We start from the raw sequence: 20,339 nt of genomic DNA, 5'->3' as shown, positions 1-20,339 counted from the left end.
GGCGCCCCGCCGGTCGGCGGGGCGCCCCTTTCATGTCCGTACGGCTCAGGCCGACTTCTCGTGCCTGCCGTCGTTCTTCACGATCCGCGGGACCAGCGTCGGGTTGACGTTGTTGCGGACGACGTCGGCGGTGATGACGACCCGGGCCACGTCCTTGCGGGACGGGACCTCGTACATCACCGACTGGAGGACTTCCTCCATGATGGCGCGCAGACCGCGGGCGCCGGTGCCGCGGAGGATCGCCTGGTCGGCGATGGCCTCCAGGGCCGGGCGGTCGAAGTCCAGCTCCACGCCGTCGAGTTCGAAGAGACGCTGGTACTGCTTGACCAGCGCGTTGCGCGGCTCGACGAGGATCTGGAGGAGCGCCTCGCGGTCCAGGTTGTGGACCGAGGTGAGGACCGGGAGACGGCCGATGAACTCCGGGATCATCCCGAACTTCACCAGGTCCTCCGGCATGACCTCCTGGAACTGGTCGCTCGCCTCGATCTCGCGCTTGGAGCGGATGGTCGCCCCGAAGCCGATGCCCTTGGCGCCCGCCCGCGACTCGATGATCTTCTCCAGGCCGGCGAAGGCGCCGCCCACGATGAAGAGCACGTTCGTCGTGTCGATCTGGATGAACTCCTGGTGCGGGTGCTTCCGGCCGCCCTGCGGCGGCACGGAGGCGGTGGTGCCCTCCAGGATCTTCAGCAGGGCCTGCTGCACGCCCTCGCCGGAGACGTCACGCGTGATCGACGGGTTTTCGCTCTTACGGGCGACCTTGTCGATCTCGTCGATGTAGATGATCCCGGTCTCGGCCTTCTTGACGTCGTAGTCGGCCGCCTGGATCAGCTTGAGCAGGATGTTCTCGACGTCCTCGCCGACATAGCCGGCCTCCGTCAGCGCCGTCGCGTCGGCGATGGCGAACGGGACGTTGAGCATCCGGGCCAGGGTCTGCGCGAGCAGCGTCTTCCCGGAGCCCGTGGGGCCGAGCAGCAGAATGTTGGACTTCGCCAGTTCGATGGCGTCGTCCCGGCCCTGCGCGCCGCCGTTCTCGCCGGCCTGGACGCGCTTGTAGTGGTTGTACACCGCGACCGACAGGGCCTTCTTCGCGGGCTCCTGCCCGACGACGTACCCCTCGAGGAACTCGTAGATCTCGCGGGGCTTCGGGAGTTCCTCCCAGCGCACCTCGCTCGTCTCCGCGAGTTCTTCCTCGATGATCTCGTTGCAGAGGTCGATGCACTCGTCGCAGATGTACACACCGGGTCCCGCGATGAGCTTCTTCACCTGCTTCTGGCTCTTTCCGCAGAACGAGCACTTGAGCAGGTCGCCGCCATCACCGATGCGTGCCACGAGGTGCTTCCCCTTCGCCTGGGAGTGCTTGGTTCAGCGACTCCTGGTGCCTCATATTCGACGGTACCTTGCCGGGCCCCTCGTTCGGGCCCCCCTTGGCACGGTTCACATGGTCGCGATTCGGCCACACGGACCGTGCCAGGGGAAGGTCGGGCGTCAGCGCTCGGCGGAGGCCGTGCTCTTGCGGGTCGAGACGATCTGGTCGACCAGGCCGTACGCGAGGGCGTCCTCGGCGGTCAGGATCTTGTCGCGCTCGATGTCGTCGCGGATCTTCTCGATCGGGGTCGAGGAGTGCTTGGCCAGCATCTCCTCCAGCTGGCTGCGCATGCGCAGGATCTCGCGGGCCGCGATCTCCAGGTCGGAGAGCTGCTCACGGCCGGTGCCGCCGGAAGGCTGGTGGATCAGCACGCGGGCGTTCGGCAGGGCCATCCGCTTGCCGGGGGTGCCGGCGGCGAGCAGCACGGCCGCGGCGGAGGCCGCCTGGCCCATGCAGACCGTCTGGATGTCCGGCTTCACGAACTGCATCGTGTCGTAGATCGCCGTCAGCGCGGTGAAGGAGCCACCGGGGCTGTTGATGTAGATCGAGATGTCGCGGTCCGGGTCCATCGACTCCAGGCACAGCAGCTGCGCCATGACGTCGTTGGCGGAGGCGTCGTCGATCTGCACGCCGAGGAAGATCACGCGCTCCTCGAAGAGCTTCGCGTACGGGTCGTACTCGCGGATGCCCTGCGAGGTGCGCTCGACGAAGCGCGGAACGACGTAGCGGTTGTCCATCGGCGCGCCGGTGTAGAGGCCGCTCGCGGAGAGGTTGTTGTGCATCGGGGTGTTCACCGTCCTGGTGGCGTTCGGCGGGGGGCTGGGGCTCTTCGGCGGCTGACGGCGCTCAGGCGCCCGTGCCGCCGCCGCCCGGAACACCCGCGGCGTGCGTGATGATGTCGTCGATGAGGCCGTACTCCTTGGCCTCGTCCGCGGTGAACCAGCGGTCGCGGTCGCCGTCGCGGATGATCGCCTCGACCGTCTGGCCGGAGTGCTGCGCGGTGATCTCGGCCATGCGCTTCTTGGTGCGGAGCAGGTACTCGGCCTGGATCTTGATGTCGGAGGCCGTGCCGCCGATACCGGCGGAGCCCTGGTGCATCAGGATGTCGGTGTTCGGCAGCGCGAAGCGCTTGCCGGGGGCGCCGGCGGTGAGCAGGAACTGGCCCATGGAGGCCGCCATGCCCATACCGATGGTGACGACGTCGTTCGGGATGAACTGCATGGTGTCGTAGACGGCCATGCCGGCCGTCACCGAGCCGCCGGGGCTGTTGATGTACAGGAAGATGTCCTTCTCCGGCTCGGCGGCCAGGAGGAGCATCTGGGCGGTGATCTTGTTGGCGATCTCGTCGTCGACCTGCTGGCCGAGGAAGACGATGCGCTCACCGAGGAGCCGGTTGTAGACATGGTCGCCGAGGCCGCCGCCGATGGACGGCTCACCCGCGGCGTAAGGCTTCAGATTCGTCACGTATCCACCTGCTCGTCTCCGACGGCCAGGGCCGTCTCAGCGTCTCGTTCAGAGGGCACTGCCCTCGTATTCATGGACCCTAACGCGCAGGTAGGACAACGCCATCCCGGTTCCCGAACTGTTCGCTGGGAGCGCAAGGTAGTTGGGGGCGTGTAAGGGGGTCCGGGTACGTCCACGGGCCCGTACGCACAGGAGTGCGTACGGGCCCGTGGAGCAGGGTCCGCGTGAGCGGGGGCCCTTACTTGTCCTCGGAGACCTCGGCCTCGCCGGTGACGGCCTCGACGGCCTCGGCGGCGGTCTCGACCTCGTCCTCGTCGTCGGAGAGGTCGACGACCTCACCGTTGGTGTCGACGACCTTGGCGGCCTCGACGACGACCGCGAGGGCCTTGCCGCGGGCGACCTCGCCGACGAGCATCGGCACCTGGCCGCCCTGGGCCACGGCCTGGGCGAACTGGTCGGGGCTCATGCCGGAGGAGGCGGCACGGCGGAACAGGTGCTCGGTGAGCTCCTCGCGGGAGACGTCGAGCTTCTCCTTGTTGACGAGCTCATCCAGGATGAACTGCGTCTTGATGCCCTTCTCGGCCTGCTCCTGCGTCTCGGCCAGGAACTCTTCCTCGGTCTTGCCCTGGATCTCCAGGTACTTCGCGAGGTCGAGGCCCATCTGGCCGAGCTGGTGGTGCTCCAGGTTGTGCTTGCGGGTGTTGATCTCGTCCTCGAGAAGCTTCTCGGGCATCGGGACCTCGACCAGCTTGAGGAGCTCGTCGAGGACGCGCTCCTGGGCCTGGGTGGCCTGGTCGAACTGCTTCATGTTCTCGAGGCGCTTGCGGCTGTCCGCCTTGAGCTCGTCGAGGGTGTCGAACTCCGACGCCAGCTGGGCGAACTCGTCGTCCAGCTCGGGGAGCTCACGGGCGGCGACGGTGGTGACCTTGACGGTGACCTCCGCGTCCTTGCCCTCGGCGGAGCCGCCCTTCAGCTGCGAGGTGAAGGTCGCCTCGCCGCCGGCCTCCAGGCCCTTGACGGCCTCGTCGATGCCCTCGAGCAGCTCGCCGGAACCGATGGTGTACGAGACACCGTCGGCGACACCGTCGGGCAGGACCTCGCCGTCGACCTTGGCCTCGAGGTCGATCGTGACGACGTCGCCGTCCTGGGCGGCGCGCTCGACCGGGGAGGTCGACGCGAAGCGCTCGCGCAGCTGCTCCACGGACTTCTCGACGTCCTCGTCGGTGACCTCGACCGCGTCGACGGTGACCTCGATGCCGGAGTAGTCCGGGATCTCGATCGTCGGGCGGATGTCGACCTCGGCGGTGAAGGCCAGCAGCTCGCCGTCCTTCAGCTCCGTGATGTCGACCTCGGGCTGACCCAGCGGGTTGACCTCGGCCTCGTTGACGGCCTCGGTGTAGAACTTCGGGAGCGCGTCGTTGACGGCCTCCTCCAGCACGGCGCCGCGGCCGAACCGCTGGTCGATCACGCGAGCCGGGATCTTGCCCTTACGGAAGCCCTTGACCGTGACCTGCTGGTTGATCTTCTTGTACGCCGCGTCGAGGCTGTCCTTGAGCTCCTCGAAGGGCACCTCGACAGTGAGCCGAACCCGAGTCGGGTTCAGGGTCTCCACGGCGCTCTTCACGGTTCGGTCTCCTTGTGGCTGATTCCTGGAATCCGCCGATACCGCGTGTAGCGGCTTCGGCGGCTCGGCCCGGTCAGAAAGACACACGGGCACGCAGCTTGCATAGTAACCGCAAGCGGGATGACGCCCACAACGTGATCAAGCACGTGCGAGGTGAGCGCGTGATCGTCATGGTCGGGGTGGCGGGATTTGAACCCACGGCCTTCCGCTCCCAAAGCGGACGCGCTACCAAGCTGCGCCACACCCCGTCGGTGCGACACGTAGGGTACATGGACGGAGACTCTGCGGCGCCCCCTGTTTTTCGGGGTGTGCGAAGAACGCTCCCGACCGGCTACCATGCTCCTCGTGCCGCGGTCCCCGTGACCTGCGGCGCGATGCTGTGCGGGTGTAGCTCAATGGTAGAGCACTAGTCTTCCAAACTAGCTACGCGGGTTCGATTCCCGTCACCCGCTCTTCTGAAGAAAACCCCAGGTCACCTGGGGTTTTCTTCGTTCCTGAGCCGGTCCGACCGGCTAGCCGCGCCCGGCCACCGGCGTGCCCCCGAGGGGCTCTGCAGCGCGAACGCGATTCGCCGGCGACCGCACGCGCGCACGCGACGGGCCCCCGCCGGGATCGGCGGGGGCCCGTCGTCGATTCAGAACTTTATGGAGGCGACCGTCTGCGTTATCGAGTCCAGGAAGCGCTGAATGTCGTCGGCCATGCCGGTGGAGGCGAGGAAGAAGCCGAAGAGGACGGCGACGACAGCCGGGCCGCCCTTGAGGTTCCCCCCGCGGATCAGCACCACCAGGATGATTGCCAACAGCAACACCACAGACAGTGAAATGGCCACAACTGATCACACCCTCGGTCGGTCCCACGTTGCCCACCAGGGAGCCCGTGTCCCGGAACACCCCCCGCTACCTCCATCGTGCCACCAACCCCCTTGCCCTCGCTGCCGGGTGACGAATCGTCGTGGAGAAGATCACTTCGCCCGAGGGGGTGTTCGGTCAGATCGGGCGGGAGATCAGCAGCAGCGCGCGGTCGTCGTTGACGTCCTTGGCGACGGCTTCGATGAGGTGCCAGGCGACACCCTCGAAGCCGGCGGCGACGCAGCGGTCGGCCTCGCCGGTGAGGCGGTCGATGCCCTCGGCGATGTCCCGGTCGGCGGCCTCGACGAGGCCGTCGGTGAAGAGCATGAGGACGTCGCCGGGGCGCAGGGAGCCCTTGACGGGGTGGAACTCGGCGCCGTCGTAGACGCCGAGGAGGGGGCCTTCGGCGGCCTTCTCCTCCCAGCGGCCGCTGCCGGCGTGGAGCTGGAGGGCCGGGAGGTGGCCGGCGGAGTAGAGCTCGTAGTCGCCGGAGTCCAGGTCCAGGACGAGGTGGATCGAGGTGGCGAAGCCCTCGTCCCAGTTCTGCCGGAGCAGATAGCCGTTGGCCGCGGGGAGGAAGCCGTGCGGCGGGAGCGAGCCGAGGAGGCCGCCGAAGGCGCCGGAGAGCAGCAGGGAGCGGGAGGCCGCGTCCATGCCCTTGCCGGAGACGTCGGTGAGGACGACCTCCAGGGTGCGGCCGCCGTGGGTGCGGGCGGCGACGACGAAGTCGCCGGAGAAGGACTGGCCGCCGGCCGGGCGGAGCGCCATCTCGCGGTGCCAGCCCTGTGGCAGCCGGGGCAGGGCGCTCTGCACGCGGATGCGTTCGCGCAGATCGAAGAGCATGGTGCCGCCGCGCCGCCAGGGCACGCCGACGCGCGCCCGGAACTGGGCGATGAGCAGCCCGAAGAGGCCGCAGGCGGCGACGACCAGGACGGTGCCGGGGGTGACCCGGGCGGGGCCCTGGGTGTACGGGCCGAGGACGACGGACTCGACGATGAGGGCGCCGGCGGCGGTCGCGTACAGACCGAGCAGGCTGGCGGGGCGCAGCAGCAGTCCGCCGGCCACGATCGGCAGGACGAGCGCGGAGGGCGCGCACCAGACGGGGTCGAGGATCGTCCCGCAGGCGATGGCCGGGATCATGAGGAGGAGGCCGGCGAAGGCGAGCCAGTCGGAGCCGTCGCCGCGGAAGTAGTCGACACCCGACTTGCGCAGCGCGATGCGGGCCCGGCGGGCGCGCCTGCGCGTCCGGGCCGCGTACGTGTTCACTCCGGCGCGGTGTCCCATTGGCCTGGACCCTATCCACACGGTCCGACATCGCGCAGGGGTACCCCGGTGACAATGTGCGTGAAATCGGGTCGCCCCGGGCGCACGCCGCTGATATCGATGGCATATGACGACTGAACTGCGCGTGCTCGACCCTTCCGACTGGGACCGTTGGTTCGGGGTTCTGGACCTCGCGTTCGGGGGCCTTCACGAGCCGCCGGACTCGCGCGCCCTGTGGCGGGACCTGACGGAGTGCGAGCGGTCGCTCGGCGCCTGGGACGGGGGCCTGTGCGTGGGGACGGCGGGCGCGTTCTCGTTCCGGCTGACGGTGCCGGGCGGGGCGCTCGTACCGGCGGCCGGCGTGACGATGGTGAGCGTGGCGGGCACGCACCGGCGGCGCGGGATCCTCAGCTCGATGATGCGGCGGCAGCTCGACGACGTACGGGCGGCGGGTGAGCCGCTGGCCGTGCTCACGGCCTCCGAGCCGGTGATCTACGGGCGGTTCGGCTACGGCGCCGGGACGTGGGCCGAGCGCGCGACGATCGACACGAACCGGGTGCGGCTCTCGGTGCCGGACGGCACGGACGGGGTGACCCTGCGGCAGGCCGACCTGACGGAGTCGTCGGCGATCTGCGAGGAGGTGTACGCCCGGCTGGTGCCGCGGCGGCCGGGAATGGTGGCCCGGGGGCCCGGCTGGGAGCGGCTGCCGCTGCTCGACCCGGAGTCGGAGCGCGAGGGCGCCTCGCCGCGGCTGTGCGTGCTGGCGGAGCGGGACGGGGAGGTCGTGGGCTTCGCGCACTACGCGATCAAGCCGAACTGGTCGTACGCGGGGGCGGACGGTTCCGTGGGGGTGCAGCAGCTGCTCGCGCTCGACCCGGTGGCGGAGGCGGCGCTGTGGCGGTTCCTGTGCTCGGTGGACCTGGCGGCGACGGTACGGATCCACAGCAGTCCGGTGGACGGCGCGTGGCGACACCTGGTGTCGGACGTGCGGCGGTGTGAGCCGACGGCGCGGGAGGTGCTGTTCGTCCGGCTCGTGGAGGTGGGCGCCGCGCTGGAGGCGCGGACGTACCAGGCGCCGGTGGACGTGGTGTTCGAGGTCGAGGACGCGTTCTGCCCGTGGAACGAGGGGCGTTGGCGGCTCACGGGTGACGCGAAGGGGGCGACCTGTGTGCGTACGGGGGACGCGCCGGACCTGGCTTTGTCCGTACGGGAGTTGGGGGCGGCGTATCTGGGTGGGACGTCGCTGGTGTCGTTGGCCGCGGCCGGGCGGGTGCGGGAGCTTCGGGAGGGTGCGCTGGTCGAGGCGTCCGTCGCCTTCGGGTCGCCTGTCGCGCCGTGGCTGCCGCACGGGTTCTAGGCCGCGTCCGGGAAGTGGCGCCGTCCGACCCCGTTCCGGCCTCGGCGGACGTATGCCCGCGACGCGGCCGGCGGGTCGCGGCGCGTCAGCGCTTCTGGCAGTTCGGGCACCAGAAGAGGTTGCGGGCGGCGAGGTCGGCGGTGCGGACGGGCGTCGCGCAGAGATGGCAGGGCTGGTGCGCGCGGCGGTAGACGTAGACCTCGCCGCCGTGGTCGTCGACGCGGGGCGGGCGGCCCATGGCCTCGGGGGTGTGCTCGGGGCGGACGGTGTCGATGCGGTTGAGGCGGACGCCTTCGCGCATCAGCGCCGCGAGGTCCGTCCAGATCGCGTCCCACTCCCCCGGCGTGAGGTCCTTGCCGGCGCGGTACGGGTCGATGCCGTGCCGGAAGAGGACCTCGGCGCGGTAGACGTTGCCGACGCCGGCGATGACCTTCTGGTCCATGAGGAGGGCGGCGACGGTCGTCCGGGACTTCGCGATGCGGCGCCAGGCCCTGGCGGGGTCGTCGCCCGCGCGGAGCGGGTCGGGGCCGAGTCGGTCGTGTATCGCCTGCTTCTCGGCGTCGGTGAGGGTGGCGCAGGTGGTGGGGCCGCGCAGGTCGACGTACGCGTCGGGGGCGGCGAGCCTCAGCCGGACGGTGTCGGTGGGCGGCGGGGCGGGGGCGTCGCCGAAGTTCACCTTGCCGAAGAGGCCGAGGTGGATGTGGATCCAGCCTCTGTCCCCGAAGCCGAGGAAGAGGTGTTTGCCGTGGGCCTCGGTGGTCTCCAGGACGGCGCCGTCGAGCAGGGCCGCCGAGGCGGCGAACCTGCCCTGGGGGCTGGAGACGCGCACGGACCGGCCGCCGAACCGTTCCCGGTGGTCGGCGGCCAGTCGGTGGATGGTGTGCCCTTCGGGCATCAGGCGGTGGGCTCCTGCGGGTGGTGGGCCGGGATCGGGGGGAGCTCGCCGGTGTTCTCGTACGCGGTGAGCATGTCGATCCGGCGGGTGTGACGCTCGTCACCGGAGTACGGGGTGCTCAGGAAGATCTCGACGAACTTGGTCGCCTCTTCCTGGGTGTGCATCCGGCCGCCGACGGAGATCACGTTGGCGTTGTTGTGCTCGCGGCCGAGGGCGGCGGTCTGCTCGCTCCAGGCGAGGGCGGCGCGCACCCCCTTCACCTTGTTCGCGGCGATCTGCTCGCCGTTGCCGGAGCCGCCGATGACGACGCCCAGGCTGTCCGGGTCCGCGGCCGTCTTCTCGGCGGCACGCAGGCAGAACGGCGGGTAGTCGTCGAGGGCGTCGTAGATGTGGGGGCCACAGTCGACGGCCTCGTGGCCGTGTCCGGTGAGCCACTCGACGAGGTGGTTCTTCAGTTCAAAGCCGGCGTGGTCGGAGCCGATATAGACGCGCATGATGCCGAGTGTGGCACGCCTGGGCCCGGGTAGCAGGCAGCGGGGTCGGGACCTTCACCCGACCTGGTATGGACCTTCGACTCTCGCGAGGTCGTCCGTACAACGATCCGGAATGAGGACTTCCGATCATCCCCGCTCACGGGGTTCAATGCTCGGGCTCGCGACCCGAGCGCCCCCCACACACGAGGAAGCGTCGATGAACACGCAACCGACCCTGCCGAAGGACGACCAGGCGACCGGCACCCCCGGAACCCCGCAGTCCTCCGACGGCCTCAAGGCCGGACTCAAGAACCGTCACCTGTCGATGATCGCCATCGGCGGGGTCATCGGCGCCGGACTCTTCGTCGGCTCCGGCTCCGGCATCGCCGCGGCCGGCCCCGCGATCCTGCTCTCGTACGCACTCGTCGGCGCCATGGTCGTCTTCGTGATGCGGATGCTCGGCGAGATGGCCGCCGCCCGGCCGTCCTCCGGCTCCTTCTCCGCCTACGCGGACCAGGCCCTCGGCCGCTGGGCCGGCTTCAGCATCGGCTGGCTCTACTGGTTCTTCTGGGTCGTCGTCCTCGCCGTCGAGGCGACCGCGGGCGCCAAGATCCTGGAGAGCTGGGTCCCGGCCGTCCCGCAGTGGGGCTGGGCGCTCATCGTGATGGTGGTCCTCACCGTCACCAACCTCGGCTCCGTCGCCTCCTACGGCGAGTTCGAGTTCTGGTTCGCCGGCATCAAGGTCGTCGCCATCGGCGCCTTCGTCGTCATCGGCCTGCTCGCGGTCTTCGGCGTACTGCCCGGCTCGGACAACCCGGGCGCGGGATTCGCGCACCTCACCGACAGCGGGGGCTTCTTCCCGATGGGTGCGGGAGCGGTCCTCACCGGTGTGCTGATGGTCGTCTTCTCCTTCATGGGCAGCGAGATCGTCACGCTGGCCGCCGGTGAGTCCGAGAACCCGCAGAAGGCGGTCACCAAGGCCACCAACAGCGTGATCTGGCGGATCGGCGTCTTCTACCTGGGCTCGATCTTCATCGTCCTCACCCTGCTGCCGTGGAACGACAAGTCCATCGTCGAGAAGGGCTCGTACGTCGCCGCCCTCGACTCCATCGGCATCGCGCACGCCGGCCAGATCATGAACGTGATCGTCCTGACGGCCGTCCTGTCCTGCCTGAACTCGGGTCTCTACACCGCCTCGCGCATGGCCTTCTCGCTCGGCCGGCGCGGCGACGCGCCCAAGGCGTTCGCCAAGGTCAACAAGCGGGGCGTGCCGACGGCCGCGATCCTCGGCTCGGTCGTCTTCGGCTTCGTCGCGGTGTTCTTCAACTACAAGTGGCCGGACACCGTCTTCGCCTTCCTGCTCAACTCCTCCGGCGCGGTCGCGCTCTTCGTCTGGCTGGTCATCTGCGTGACCCAGCTGCGCATGCGCGGCATCATCCTGCGCGAGTCGCCGGAGAAGCTCGTCGTGCGGATGTGGCTCTTCCCGTACCTGACGTGGGCGACCATCGTCATGATCGTCGGCGTCCTCGGCTACATGGTCTACGACGGCGGCAGCAACCGCGACCAGGTCGTGCTGTCCCTGCTCGTCGCCGCGCTCGTCATCGCGATCTCGCTGGTCCGGCAGCGCTTCGGCAAGGCCGACCGGCCCGCGGAGGTCTCCGAGCGCCCGTGACCCCATAGGCGCGTATACGCGAGAGGGCCCGCCGTTCCCCGGGGAACGGCGGGCCCTCCTCGTGCGTCCGCGGGGCTCAGCCCTTGCGGCCGGCCAGCTTCCAGGCGGCGGGGAGGACGCCCATGGCGAGGGCGGCCTTGAGGGCGTCGCCGATGAGGAAGGGGGTGAGGCCCGCGGCGACGGCCTGGCCGAGGGTCATGCCGGTGGCGAGGGCCAGGTAGGGCACGCCGACGGCGTAGATGATCGCGGAGCCGAGGACCATGGCGCCGGCGGTGCGCAGGACGGAGCGGTCGGCGCCGCGACGGGCGAGGGCGCCGACGACGGTCGAGGCGAGCAGCATGCCGAGGATGTAGCCGAAGGACGGCATGCCGTAGCCGGAGGTGGCCTGCGCGAACCACGGCACGCCCGCCATGCCGGCCACGGCGTACAGCGCGAGGGCGAGGAAGCCGCGGCGGGCGCCGAGCGCGGTGCCGACGAGCAGTGCGGCGAAGGTCTGGCCGGAGACCGGGACCGGGGAGCCGGGGACCGGGACGGAGAGCTGCGCCGCGAGGCCGGTGAGGGCGGCGCCGCCGACGACCAGGGCGATGTCGCGGGCGCGGCTCGCGGGGAGCAGGTCGGCGAGGACGGTGCCGGCACGGAGGGTGCGGGCGGGGGCGGCGGCGGTGCTCATCGGTACTCCGCGAGGGTGAGGGTGGGAGGGACAGCTTGACGGTATGCCAGGAGTGAACGCCCGATCACCGTCAGCCGCCGACAAAGGGAGAGCCGACCGCTTCATGGGGTTCCGACAAAGGACGGGTTTCCCGCTTCGCGCTACGTGACCCTCGTCACTGGCGGATCGCTGTGAGTCGCCCCTTTTGCGCCAAGGGGAGGCAAACAGAGAGACTGTGGGGTCTCCATAAAGTGTCACCTCTCCGAGAGCGCGAGCCCCCACCATGCGCGACGCCCCGCCGTCCCCCTCCCTCACCGAACCGGAGCCTCTGTCCCACGGCCTGAAGCAGCGTCATCTGACGATGCTGGGCCTGGGCGGGGTGATCGGCGCCGGGCTGTTCGTCGGCTCGGGTGCGGGCATCGCCGTCGCCGGGCCCGGCATCGTGGTCTCGTATCTGATCGCGGGCGCGCTGGCGATGCTGGTCATGCGGATGCTGGGCGAGATGTCGGCGGCGATGCCCGCGTCGGGTGCCTTCTCGGTGCACGCCGAGCGGGCGCTCGGCCGGTGGGCCGGTTTCTCGGTGGGCTGGCTGTACTGGTTCCTCCTCGTGGTGGTGCTCGCGGTGGAGGCGACGGGCGCGGCGCGGATCGCGCACGGCTGGGTGCCGGGGGTCCCGCAGTGGGGCTGGGTGCTGGTCTTCATGGTCGTGTTCACCCTCGCCAACCTCGCGGCGGTGAAGAACTTCGGCGAGTTCGAGTTCTGGTTCGCCGCGCTCAAGGTCGGCGCGATCGTGCTGTTCCTGGCGCTCGGGGTGCTCGCGATCGCGGGTTGGCTGCCCGACACGGATCCGGTGGGGCTCACGAACCTGACCGGGCAGGGCGGCTTCCTGCCGAACGGCTGGGCCGGGGTGGTCTCCGGGGTGCTGGCGGTCGTCTTCGCCTTCGGCGGTCTGGAGGTCGTCACGATCGCGGCGGCCGAGTCCGACGACCCGGCGCGGAACGTGGCGCGGGCGGTGCGCAGCGCGGTGTGGCGGATCCTGCTGTTCTACGTGGGTTCGATGCTGGTCATCGTGACGCTGCTGCCGTGGACCGCGATGAAGCCCGGGGAGTCTCCGTACGTGGCGGTCCTGGACGCGATCGGGGTGCCGGGGGCCGGTCAGATCATGAACGTCGTGGTGTTCGTGGCGCTGCTCTCGGCGCTGAACGCGAACCTGTACGGCTCCTCGCGGATGGTGTTCTCGCTCGCCGAGCGCGGGGAGGCGCCGAAGGGGCTGCTGCGGATCTCCGGCGGAGGGGTGCCGCGCCGGGCGGTGCTCGCGTCGGTGGCCTTCGGCTTCGTCTCGGTCCTGCTCAATCTGAAGTGGCCGGATTCCGTCTTCCTCTACATGCTGAACGCCGTCGGGGCGGTGCTGCTCTTCGTCTGGGCCCTGATCGCGGTCTCGCAGCTGCGGCTGCGCCGCCGGATCGAGCGGGAGGCGCCCGAGACGCTGACGCTGCGGATGTGGGGCTTCCCATGGCTGACGTGGGTGGCGCTGGCGGCGATGGCGGCGGTGCTCGTGCTGATGCTGTGCGACGACGGGGCGCGGCCGCAGGTGCTGTGGTCGGCGGCGGCGACCGCCGCGGTGCTGCTGGTGGCGGGGGTGCGGGAGCTGCGTACGAAGCGGGCATGATCCTTCACCTTGTGTGAAGGTCGTGCCCGTATAGCGGACGTGTGTTCCCTCTGAGCGGTGCGCCCGCCCAGACTGTGGCGCGTTCCCCCGTCTCAGCCAGTGAACAGGGCGGCCCATGTCCCGGACCACCGCGCCCGCGTCCGTCGACCGCGAGGACGACGCCGCAGCCCCCGCCGAGGGGCTCTCCCACGGCCTCAAGCAGCGCCATCTCTCGATGATCGCCCTCGGCGGCGTCATCGGCGCCGGACTCTTCGTCGGCTCCGGCGCCGGCATCGCCGCCGCCGGCCCGTCGATCGTGATCGCCTATGCCCTCTCCGGCGTCCTCGTGATGCTGGTGATGCGGATGCTCGGCGAGATGTCGGCGGCGAACCCGGCCTCCGGCTCCTTCTCCGTGCACGCCGAGCGCGCCTTCGGCTCGTGGGCCGGCTTCACCTCGGGGTGGGCCTTCTGGTTCCTGCTCTGCGTCGCCGTCGGCCTGGAGGGCATCGGCGCCGCGAAGATCATGACCGGCTGGTTCCCCGGCAGCCCCGAGTGGGCCTGGGTCGCGCTCTTCATGGTGGTCTTCTGCGTCACCAACCTGGCGGCCGTGAAGAACTTCGGCGAGTTCGAGTTCTGGTTCGCCGCGCTCAAGGTCGGCGCGATCGTCCTCTTCCTCGGCATCGGCGTGCTGGCGATCGCCGGCGTCCTGCCCGGTACGGACGCTCCCGGCACCGCGAACCTCACCGGTGACGGCGGCTTCTTCCCGCACGGCTCCGAGGGGCTGATCGTGGGCCTGCTCGCCTCGGTCTTCGCGTACGGCGGTCTGGAGACGGTGACGATCGCGGCGGCCGAGTCCGAGCACCCGGTGCAGGGCGTCGCCAAGGCCGTCCGTACGGCGATGTGGCGGATCGCGCTCTTCTACATCGGTTCGATGGCGGTCATCGTGACCCTCGTGCCGTGGGGCGACGGGGCGGTCGTGGAGAAGGGCCCGTACGTCGCGACCCTGGACCACCTGGGCATCCCGGCGGCCGGCCAGATCATGAACGTCGTCGTGCTGGTCGCCCTGCTGTCGGCGATGAACGCCAACGTCTACGGCGCCTCCCGCATGGCCGGCTCGCTCGTCGCGCGCGGTCAGGGCCCGAAGGCGCTGGGCCGCCTCTTCGGCGGCGTGCCCCGCCCGGCCGTGCTGGTCTCCTCCGTGTTCGGCTTCGGCTGCGTGCTGCTGAGCTACTGGCGGCCGGACGACATCTTCATCTGGCTGCTGAACACGATCGGCGCGATCATCCTGGTCGTCTGGTTCTTCATCGCCGCCTCGCAGCTGGTGCTGCGCCGCCGCACCGAGCGCGAGGCGCCCGAGAAGCTGGTCGTGCGCATGTGGGCCTTCCCCGTGCTGACCTGGGTGGCGCTGGCCGGCATGGCGGCGATCTTCGTCCTGATGGCCCGCGAGGAGGGCACCCGCGTGCAGCTGTTCTGGACGGGCGGGCTGACGCTGCTGCTGGCCGCGGTCGGCCTCGTACGCCAGAAGGCGGCAGCGGGCCGGACTTCCTGACCGCACCCGACTCCGCCGGCGAAACCCCCGAACCCCTTCCGGGTACGGGGGTTTCGCCGTGCCGGGGACGTGCGACCCAGGACGAAGGGCTGATCAACTAATGTGTGCACCTACTGTTACCCTGCACCTGCATATAGGTTGCAATAAGCAGGAGCAGTCGAAGGGGCCGGGCACATGGCGATCTACACACTTCCTGAGCTGCCGTACGACTACGCGGCGCTGGAGCCGGTGATCAATCCGCAGATCATCGAGCTGCACCACGACAAGCACCACGCCGCGTACGTCAAGGGCGCGAACGACACCCTGGAGCAGCTGGAGGAGGCGCGCGACAAGGACCAGTGGGGCGCCGTCAACGGCCTGGAGAAGAACCTCGCGTTCCACCTCTCCGGCCACATCCTGCACTCCATCTACTGGAACAACATGGACAGCCCGAAGGACGGGGGCGGCGGCGAGCCGCTGGCCGCCGACGGCGTCGGCGACCTCGCGGACGCCATCACCGAGTCCTTCGGCTCCTTCGCCGGGTTCAAGGCCCAGCTGACCAAAGCGTCCGCGACCACCCAGGGCTCCGGCTGGGGCGTCCTCGCCTACGAGCCGGTCAGCGGCCGGCTCATCGTCGAGCAGGTCTACGACCACCAGGGCAACGTCGGTGTCGGCTCGGTCCCCGTCCTCGTCTTCGACGCCTGGGAGCACGCCTTCTACCTCCAGTACAAGAACCAGAAGGTCGACTTCATCGAGGCCATGTGGCAGGTCGTCAACTGGCAGGACGTGAGCAGGCGCTACCACGCCGCCAAGGCTTCCGTGCCGCTGATCTCCTTCTGATCCGAGCCCGACAGGGCTCCCCCGTCGTCCTGCTCGTGATCGTCTTCTCAGCCTTCACCTGCGGACGGATGAAAGAAGAACCCCCGTGATGACGTGCATCACGGGGGTTCTTCCCTGCGCCGGGGGACTACTCGAAGCTGGGCGCCGCCGTCCGGGTGCGCTTGATCTCGTAGAAGCCCGGCGTCGACGCCACGAGCAGGGTGCCGTCCCACAGCCGGGCCGCCGCGTCGCCGCGCGGGGTCGGGGTGACGACGGGGCCGAAGAAGGCGACCTCGTCGCCCGTCGGGCCGGGCACCGCGATGACCGGGGTGCCGACGTCCTGGCCGACCTTGTCGATGCCCTCCTGGTGGGAGGCGCGCAGCTCGGTGTCGTAGGTGTCCTTGTCGGCGTACTCGACCAGGTCCTCGGGCAGGCCGACATCGGCCAGGGCGCCGGCGATCGCGTCGTGGGTCGGGCCCTCGCCGTTGTTGTGGAAGCGGCTGCCGAGGGCCGTGTAGAGCTTGCCGACGACCTCGTCGCCGTGCAGCTGCTGGGCGGCTATGACGACCCGGACCGGGCCCCACGCCTGGGTCTCCAGCATCTCGCGGTACTCGGCCGGGACCTCGTCGAGACGGTTCTCGTTGAGCACGGCCAGGCTCATGACCTTCCAGCGCACGTCGACCGGGCGGACCTGCTCCACCTCCAGCATCCAGCGGGAGGTCATCCAGGCCCAGGGGCACAGCGGGTCGAAGTAGAAGTCGGCGGTGGTCCTGCTCTCGGACATGTCACTCCTCGGTACGGCCGCGGGAAAAACAAGAAGGTGGTGCGCCGAAAGGAGGGAACCCGCGCGCGCCCGGGCGCATTCCCGTGTCCCGGGTGTCAGCTGCACATGGGAGGATCGGTGCTGTTTCGAACGCGCCACGAAGGAGTGACCGTGCCCGGTGAGAATCTGTCCCGCGACGAGGCCCAGGAGCGGGCCGAGCTGCTGTCCGTCGACGGCTACGAGGTCTTTCTCGACCTCCGCTCGGCCGTCGGCGACTCCGCCGAGGCGGTGCGCACCTTCCGTTCGGAGACGACGATCCGTTTCCGCCGCACCGGCACGGGCACGAGCACGTTCGTCGACCTGATCGCCCCGTCCGTGACCGCGGTCACCCTCAACGGGCGCTCCCTCGACCCGGCGGTCGTCTTCGACGGCTCGCGGATCACGCTCGACGGCCTCGCCGACGAGAACACCCTCGTGGTGGACGCGCAGTGCGCCTACAGCCGGACCGGCGAGGGCATGCACCGCTTCGTCGACCCGGAGGACGGCGAGGTCTACCTCTACACGCAGTACGAGCCGGCCGACGCCCGCCGGGTGTACGCCGACTTCGAGCAGCCCGACCTCAAGGCCCCGTACCGCTTCTCGGTGACCGCCCCCGAGGGCTGGACGGTGTGGTCCAACGGCGCCGGGGAGCAGGACGCCGAGGGCGTGTGGCGGTTCGCCGAGACCGCGCCGATCTCCACGTACATCACCTGCGTGGTGGCGGGCCCGTACCACTACGTGACCGACAGCTACCGGCGCGGCGACCTGGAGATCCCGCTCGGCGCGATGTGCCGGAAGTCGCTGGCCAAGCACTTCGACGCGGACGACGTCTTCCTGATCACCAAGCAGGGCTTCGACTTCTTCCACGACAACTTCGACTACCCGTACCCCTTCGGGAAGTACGACCAGGCTTTCGTCCCCGAGTACAACCTCGGCGCGATGGAGAACCCGGGCATGGTGACCTTCCGCGAGGAGTACATCTACCGGGGCAAGGTCACCCAGGCCGCGTACGAGAGCCGGGCCAACGTCATCCTGCACGAGATGGCGCACATGTGGTTCGGCGACCTCGTCACCATGGTGTGGTGGGACGACCTGTGGCTGAAGGAGTCCTTCGCGGACTTCATGGGCTCCTTCGTGAACGCCGAGGCCACCCGCTTCACCAACAGCTGGGTGACCTTCGCCAACAACCGCAAGTCCTGGGCGTACCGCGCCGACCAGCTGCCGTCCACCCACCCGGTCACGGCCGACATCCGCGACCTGGAGGACGCCAAGCTCAACTTCGACGGCATCACCTACGCCAAGGGCGCGTCGGTGCTCAAGCAGCTCGTCGCGTACGCCGGCCGGGACGCGTTCCTGGAGGGCGCGCGCCGCTACTTCAAGCGCCACGCGTACGGGAACACGCGGCTCGCCGACCTCCTCGCGATCCTGGAGGAGACCTCCGGCCGCGACATGCGGTCCTGGGCGAAGTCCTGGCTGCAGACCTCCGGGGTGAACTCCCTGACGCCGGCCGTCACCTACGACGCGGAGGGCCGGATCACCGAGCTCGCCGTCGTCCAGGAGGGCGACGAGCTCCGTCCGCACCGGGCGGCCGTCGGCCTCTACCGGCTCTCCGGCGGGGAGCTCACCCGGTACGCGCGGGCCGAGGCCGACATCACCGGCGCCCGGACGGTCGTCTCCGAGTTGGCGGGCGAGGAGAAGCCCGACCTGGTGCTCGTCAACGACGACGACCTGACCTACTGCAAGATCCGCTTCGACGAGGGCTCGCTCGCCACCCTGCGCGCCCACCTCGGCGACATCACCGACCCGCTCGCCCGCGCCCTGTGCTGGTCGGCGCTGTGGAACCTGACCCGCGACGGGCTGATGCCCGCCCGGGACTTCGTCGCCGTCGCGCTCGCCTCGGCGGGCCGCGAGACCGACATCGGCGTACTCCAGATGGTGCACGCCTGGACGAAGTCGGCCGTCACCCACTACGCGGCGCCCGAGTGGCGCGAGGAGGGCGGGCGGCAGCTCGCCGAGGGCGGGCTGCGCGAGCTGCGGGTCGCCGAGCCGGGCAGCGAGCACCAGCTGACCTGGGCGCGGTTCTTCGCGGCGACGGCCTCGTCCGACGCCGCCTTCCAGCTCCTGGAGGGGCTGCTCGACGGCACCGCGAAGATCGACGGGCTCGACGTCGACCAGGAGCTGCGCTGGGCGCTGCTCTCCCCGCTGGCCGCGCACGGCCGCGCCGACGAGGGCCGGATCGGCGAGGAGCTGGCCCGGGACGACACGGCGACGGGCAAGCGCCACCAGGTCCGGCTGCTCGCCTCGCGGCCCTCGGCCGAGGTCAAGGCGCAGGCGTGGGCGCAGGTCGTCGAGTCGGACACCCTGTCGAACGCGCTGGTCGAGGCGACCATCGCGGGCTTCGTCCAGCCCTCGCAGCGGGCGCTGATCGCCCCGTACGCGGAGAAGTACTTCGCCTCGATCGAGCGGCTGTGGGCCGAGCGGTCGATCCAGATCGGCATGGACGTCGTCCGGGGGCTGTTCCCGGGGCTCCAGGACGACGCGGCGACCCTGGCCGCCACGGACGCCTGGCTGGCCGCGCACGAGTCGGCCGCGCCGGCCCTGCGCCGCCTGGTCCTGGAGGCGCGCGACGACCTGGCGCGGGCACTGCGCGCGCAGGACTGCGACCACCTGGCGGAGTAGCCGTCACGTCCTCGGGGCGGCGGGGGTCGCGGGCTTCGGCTCGCGGCCCCCGCCGTCGCATGGGCGGGGGGGGTCCGGCCGCCGGCTTCGTACGGCGCGGGCGGCTTCACCGCCGTCGCACGGGCGTCGCGGGTGCGGCCCCTCATCGGCAGTCGAACGTGCGTACTTTAGGGCGAGGTTGTCCCCAATTGTCGACGAGCGTGTAACAGGGGTTAGGGGAGCCTTCGGAAGCGGAAGACCCCCGGCATGAACCACAACACCCCCATCACCCCCCGCCCCCTCCCCCTCTCCCCCCGCACCGGCGCGGCACAACGCCTCGCGTCCGCCGACCAGTTGAGGGCGCAGGGGATGCCCGCCGCCGACGTGGCCGCGCACTGCCGGCCCGGCGGCTGGCAGCAGCTGCTGCCCGGCGTGTTCCTGCTCCACCCCGGACCGCCCACCAGCGAGGACCGGCTGCACGCCGCACTCCTGTACGCCCGCAGGGCCGGGGCCGTACCCCCGCAGGGGCCGGACGCGATGATCACCGGTCTGGCCGCCCTGACCCTGCACCGCTTCTCGTCCGCTCCCCCGCTCACCGCTCTGGACCGGATCGACGTCCTGGTGCCGCGCACCCGGCGGCTGCGCTCCACGGGGTGGGTGCGGGTGGTGCGCGCGGCCGAGGCGCCCGAGCCGGTGGAGCTCACGGGCGTCCCGGTCGCGCCGGTCGCCCGGGCCGTCGCCGACGCGGTGTCGGGCCTCCCGGACGCGGAGACCGTACGCAGCCTTCTCACCGAGGCGGTCCGCGGCGGCCACTGCGAACCGGGCGTGGTGGTACGGGAGTTGAACCGAGCCCGGCTGCTGACCCGGCCGCACGTGGTGGACGCGGTGGACGCGCTGCTCACCGAGGGGCGGTCGCTCTCCGAGGAGCGGCTGTACGAGATGGTGCGGGAGTTCGGCCTGCCGGACCCGCTGTGGAACGTGGACCTGCGGCTGCCGGGCGGCCCGCACCTGGGCGGGGTGGACGCCTACTGGCCGGACCAGGCGGTCGCCGTCGAGCTGGACACCCGGGCGCCACGGCAGGACGACGACGCGCTCTGGTCCGAGTACACCCGCAAGCGGGAGCACCTGGAGCGGCTCGGCATCACGGTCGTCCACCTCACCCCACGCAAGCTGCGCGAGGCGTTGGACCAGCAAGCCGCCGTGGTCCGTACGGCCCTGATGGCCTCGCCGGACCGGCAGCCCGCCGCCTACGTCGTCGTCCTGCCGCGGTGAG

Annotated in this window: 17 protein-coding genes and 2 tRNA genes; 8 read left to right on the top strand and 11 right to left on the bottom strand. The window is 70.4% G+C overall.

Annotated features, from left to right (window positions below; genetic code table 11):
- Positions 1 to 45: 45 nt before the first annotated feature.
- From clpX to ACFVZH_RS04620, 5 genes are all read right to left on the bottom strand, one after another.
- Positions 46 to 1,329 (bottom strand): ATP-dependent Clp protease ATP-binding subunit ClpX, encoded by a 1,284-nt coding sequence (gene clpX, locus ACFVZH_RS04640; RefSeq protein WP_015033605.1) that lies wholly within the window; start codon positions 1,327 to 1,329, stop codon positions 46 to 48.
- A 156-nt stretch (positions 1,330 to 1,485) separates the two neighbouring features.
- Positions 1,486 to 2,148, bottom strand: coding sequence for an ATP-dependent Clp protease proteolytic subunit (locus ACFVZH_RS04635; protein WP_367828109.1), 663 nt, complete (start codon positions 2,146 to 2,148; stop codon positions 1,486 to 1,488).
- Positions 2,149 to 2,212: 64 nt separating this feature from the next.
- Positions 2,213 to 2,830 carry an ATP-dependent Clp protease proteolytic subunit gene (locus tag ACFVZH_RS04630; RefSeq protein WP_317873384.1) on the bottom strand — a complete coding sequence of 206 codons (618 nt, stop codon included), beginning with the start codon at positions 2,828 to 2,830 and terminating at the stop codon, positions 2,213 to 2,215.
- A 238-nt stretch (positions 2,831 to 3,068) separates the two neighbouring features.
- Complete coding sequence (gene tig / locus ACFVZH_RS04625; protein ID WP_384893116.1) at positions 3,069 to 4,454, bottom strand: trigger factor; 1,386 nt, start codon at positions 4,452 to 4,454, stop codon at positions 3,069 to 3,071.
- Between the two features lie 171 nt (positions 4,455 to 4,625).
- Positions 4,626 to 4,702, bottom strand: a tRNA-Pro gene (locus ACFVZH_RS04620).
- A gap of 133 nt (positions 4,703 to 4,835) precedes the next feature.
- Between ACFVZH_RS04620 and ACFVZH_RS04615 the strand changes: the two genes are divergently transcribed.
- A tRNA-Gly gene (locus ACFVZH_RS04615) sits at positions 4,836 to 4,906 on the top strand.
- 182 nt (positions 4,907 to 5,088) lie between these two features.
- Here ACFVZH_RS04615 and ACFVZH_RS04610 read toward each other — a convergent pair.
- Positions 5,089 to 5,283, bottom strand: a complete 195-nt coding sequence (locus tag ACFVZH_RS04610; RefSeq protein WP_015033610.1) for a hypothetical protein — start codon at positions 5,281 to 5,283, stop codon at positions 5,089 to 5,091.
- Between the two features lie 157 nt (positions 5,284 to 5,440).
- Positions 5,441 to 6,586, bottom strand: a complete 1,146-nt coding sequence (locus ACFVZH_RS04605) for a PP2C family protein-serine/threonine phosphatase (protein WP_384893112.1) — start codon at positions 6,584 to 6,586, stop codon at positions 5,441 to 5,443.
- Between the two features lie 106 nt (positions 6,587 to 6,692).
- Here ACFVZH_RS04605 and ACFVZH_RS04600 point away from each other — a divergent pair, with 106 nt between their 5' ends.
- Positions 6,693 to 7,922 carry a GNAT family N-acetyltransferase gene (locus tag ACFVZH_RS04600; RefSeq protein WP_384893109.1) on the top strand — a complete coding sequence of 410 codons (1,230 nt, stop codon included), beginning with the start codon at positions 6,693 to 6,695 and terminating at the stop codon, positions 7,920 to 7,922.
- Positions 7,923 to 8,007: 85 nt separating this feature from the next.
- Here ACFVZH_RS04600 and ACFVZH_RS04595 read toward each other — a convergent pair whose 3' ends face one another.
- Both ACFVZH_RS04595 and ACFVZH_RS04590 read right to left on the bottom strand, forming a co-directional pair.
- The gene (locus ACFVZH_RS04595; protein WP_384893106.1) at positions 8,008 to 8,817 is read right to left on the bottom strand and encodes an Fpg/Nei family DNA glycosylase; all 810 of its coding nucleotides are present in this window, start codon (positions 8,815 to 8,817) and stop codon (positions 8,008 to 8,010) included.
- Positions 8,817 to 9,311: a ribose-5-phosphate isomerase gene (locus tag ACFVZH_RS04590; protein WP_384893104.1), complete on the bottom strand. Its 495-nt coding sequence runs from the start codon at positions 9,309 to 9,311 to the stop codon at positions 8,817 to 8,819. Before ACFVZH_RS04590 ends, ACFVZH_RS04595 begins: the two co-directional genes overlap by 1 nt.
- 196 nt (positions 9,312 to 9,507) lie before the next feature.
- Between ACFVZH_RS04590 and ACFVZH_RS04585 the strand changes: the two genes are divergently transcribed.
- Positions 9,508 to 10,962 (top strand): amino acid permease, encoded by a 1,455-nt coding sequence (locus ACFVZH_RS04585; protein ID WP_384893101.1) that lies wholly within the window; start codon positions 9,508 to 9,510, stop codon positions 10,960 to 10,962.
- Positions 10,963 to 11,038: 76 nt separating this feature from the next.
- Here ACFVZH_RS04585 and ACFVZH_RS04580 read toward each other — a convergent pair whose 3' ends face one another.
- Entirely contained in the window at positions 11,039 to 11,632 is a 594-nt protein-coding gene (locus tag ACFVZH_RS04580; protein WP_384893099.1) for a biotin transporter BioY, read from the bottom strand.
- A gap of 262 nt (positions 11,633 to 11,894) precedes the next feature.
- Between ACFVZH_RS04580 and ACFVZH_RS04575 the strand changes: the two genes are divergently transcribed.
- The 3 genes from ACFVZH_RS04575 to ACFVZH_RS04565 all read left to right on the top strand — a co-directional run bounded on the left by ACFVZH_RS04575 (position 11,895) and on the right by ACFVZH_RS04565 (position 15,627).
- Entirely contained in the window at positions 11,895 to 13,280 is a 1,386-nt protein-coding gene (locus ACFVZH_RS04575) for an amino acid permease (protein WP_384893096.1), read from the top strand.
- Between the two features lie 115 nt (positions 13,281 to 13,395).
- On the top strand, positions 13,396 to 14,808 hold the full coding sequence (locus tag ACFVZH_RS04570) for an amino acid permease (RefSeq protein ID WP_384893093.1): 1,413 nt from the start codon (positions 13,396 to 13,398) through the stop codon (positions 14,806 to 14,808).
- 174 nt (positions 14,809 to 14,982) lie between these two features.
- Positions 14,983 to 15,627 (top strand): superoxide dismutase, encoded by a 645-nt coding sequence (locus ACFVZH_RS04565; RefSeq protein WP_384893090.1) that lies wholly within the window; start codon positions 14,983 to 14,985, stop codon positions 15,625 to 15,627.
- A 127-nt stretch (positions 15,628 to 15,754) separates the two neighbouring features.
- Here ACFVZH_RS04565 and ACFVZH_RS04560 read toward each other — a convergent pair whose 3' ends face one another.
- On the bottom strand, positions 15,755 to 16,390 hold the full coding sequence (locus ACFVZH_RS04560; protein ID WP_384893087.1) for a DsbA family protein: 636 nt from the start codon (positions 16,388 to 16,390) through the stop codon (positions 15,755 to 15,757).
- 150 nt (positions 16,391 to 16,540) lie between these two features.
- Between ACFVZH_RS04560 and pepN the strand changes: the two genes are divergently transcribed.
- Together pepN and ACFVZH_RS04550 are read left to right on the top strand one after the other, a co-directional pair.
- Complete coding sequence (pepN, locus tag ACFVZH_RS04555; RefSeq protein WP_384893084.1) at positions 16,541 to 19,087, top strand: aminopeptidase N; 2,547 nt, start codon at positions 16,541 to 16,543, stop codon at positions 19,085 to 19,087.
- 246 nt (positions 19,088 to 19,333) lie between these two features.
- Positions 19,334 to 20,338, top strand: a complete 1,005-nt coding sequence (locus ACFVZH_RS04550; RefSeq protein WP_384893081.1) for a hypothetical protein — start codon at positions 19,334 to 19,336, stop codon at positions 20,336 to 20,338.
- The last annotated feature ends 1 nt before the right edge of the window (position 20,339 follow it).

Source organism: Streptomyces sp. NPDC059534, from assembly GCF_042743475.1.
Taxonomy (GTDB): domain Bacteria; phylum Actinomycetota; class Actinomycetes; order Streptomycetales; family Streptomycetaceae; genus Streptomyces.
The sequence above is the reverse complement of the archived record's forward strand: the minus strand, read 5'-3'. Positions and strand labels throughout refer to the sequence as shown.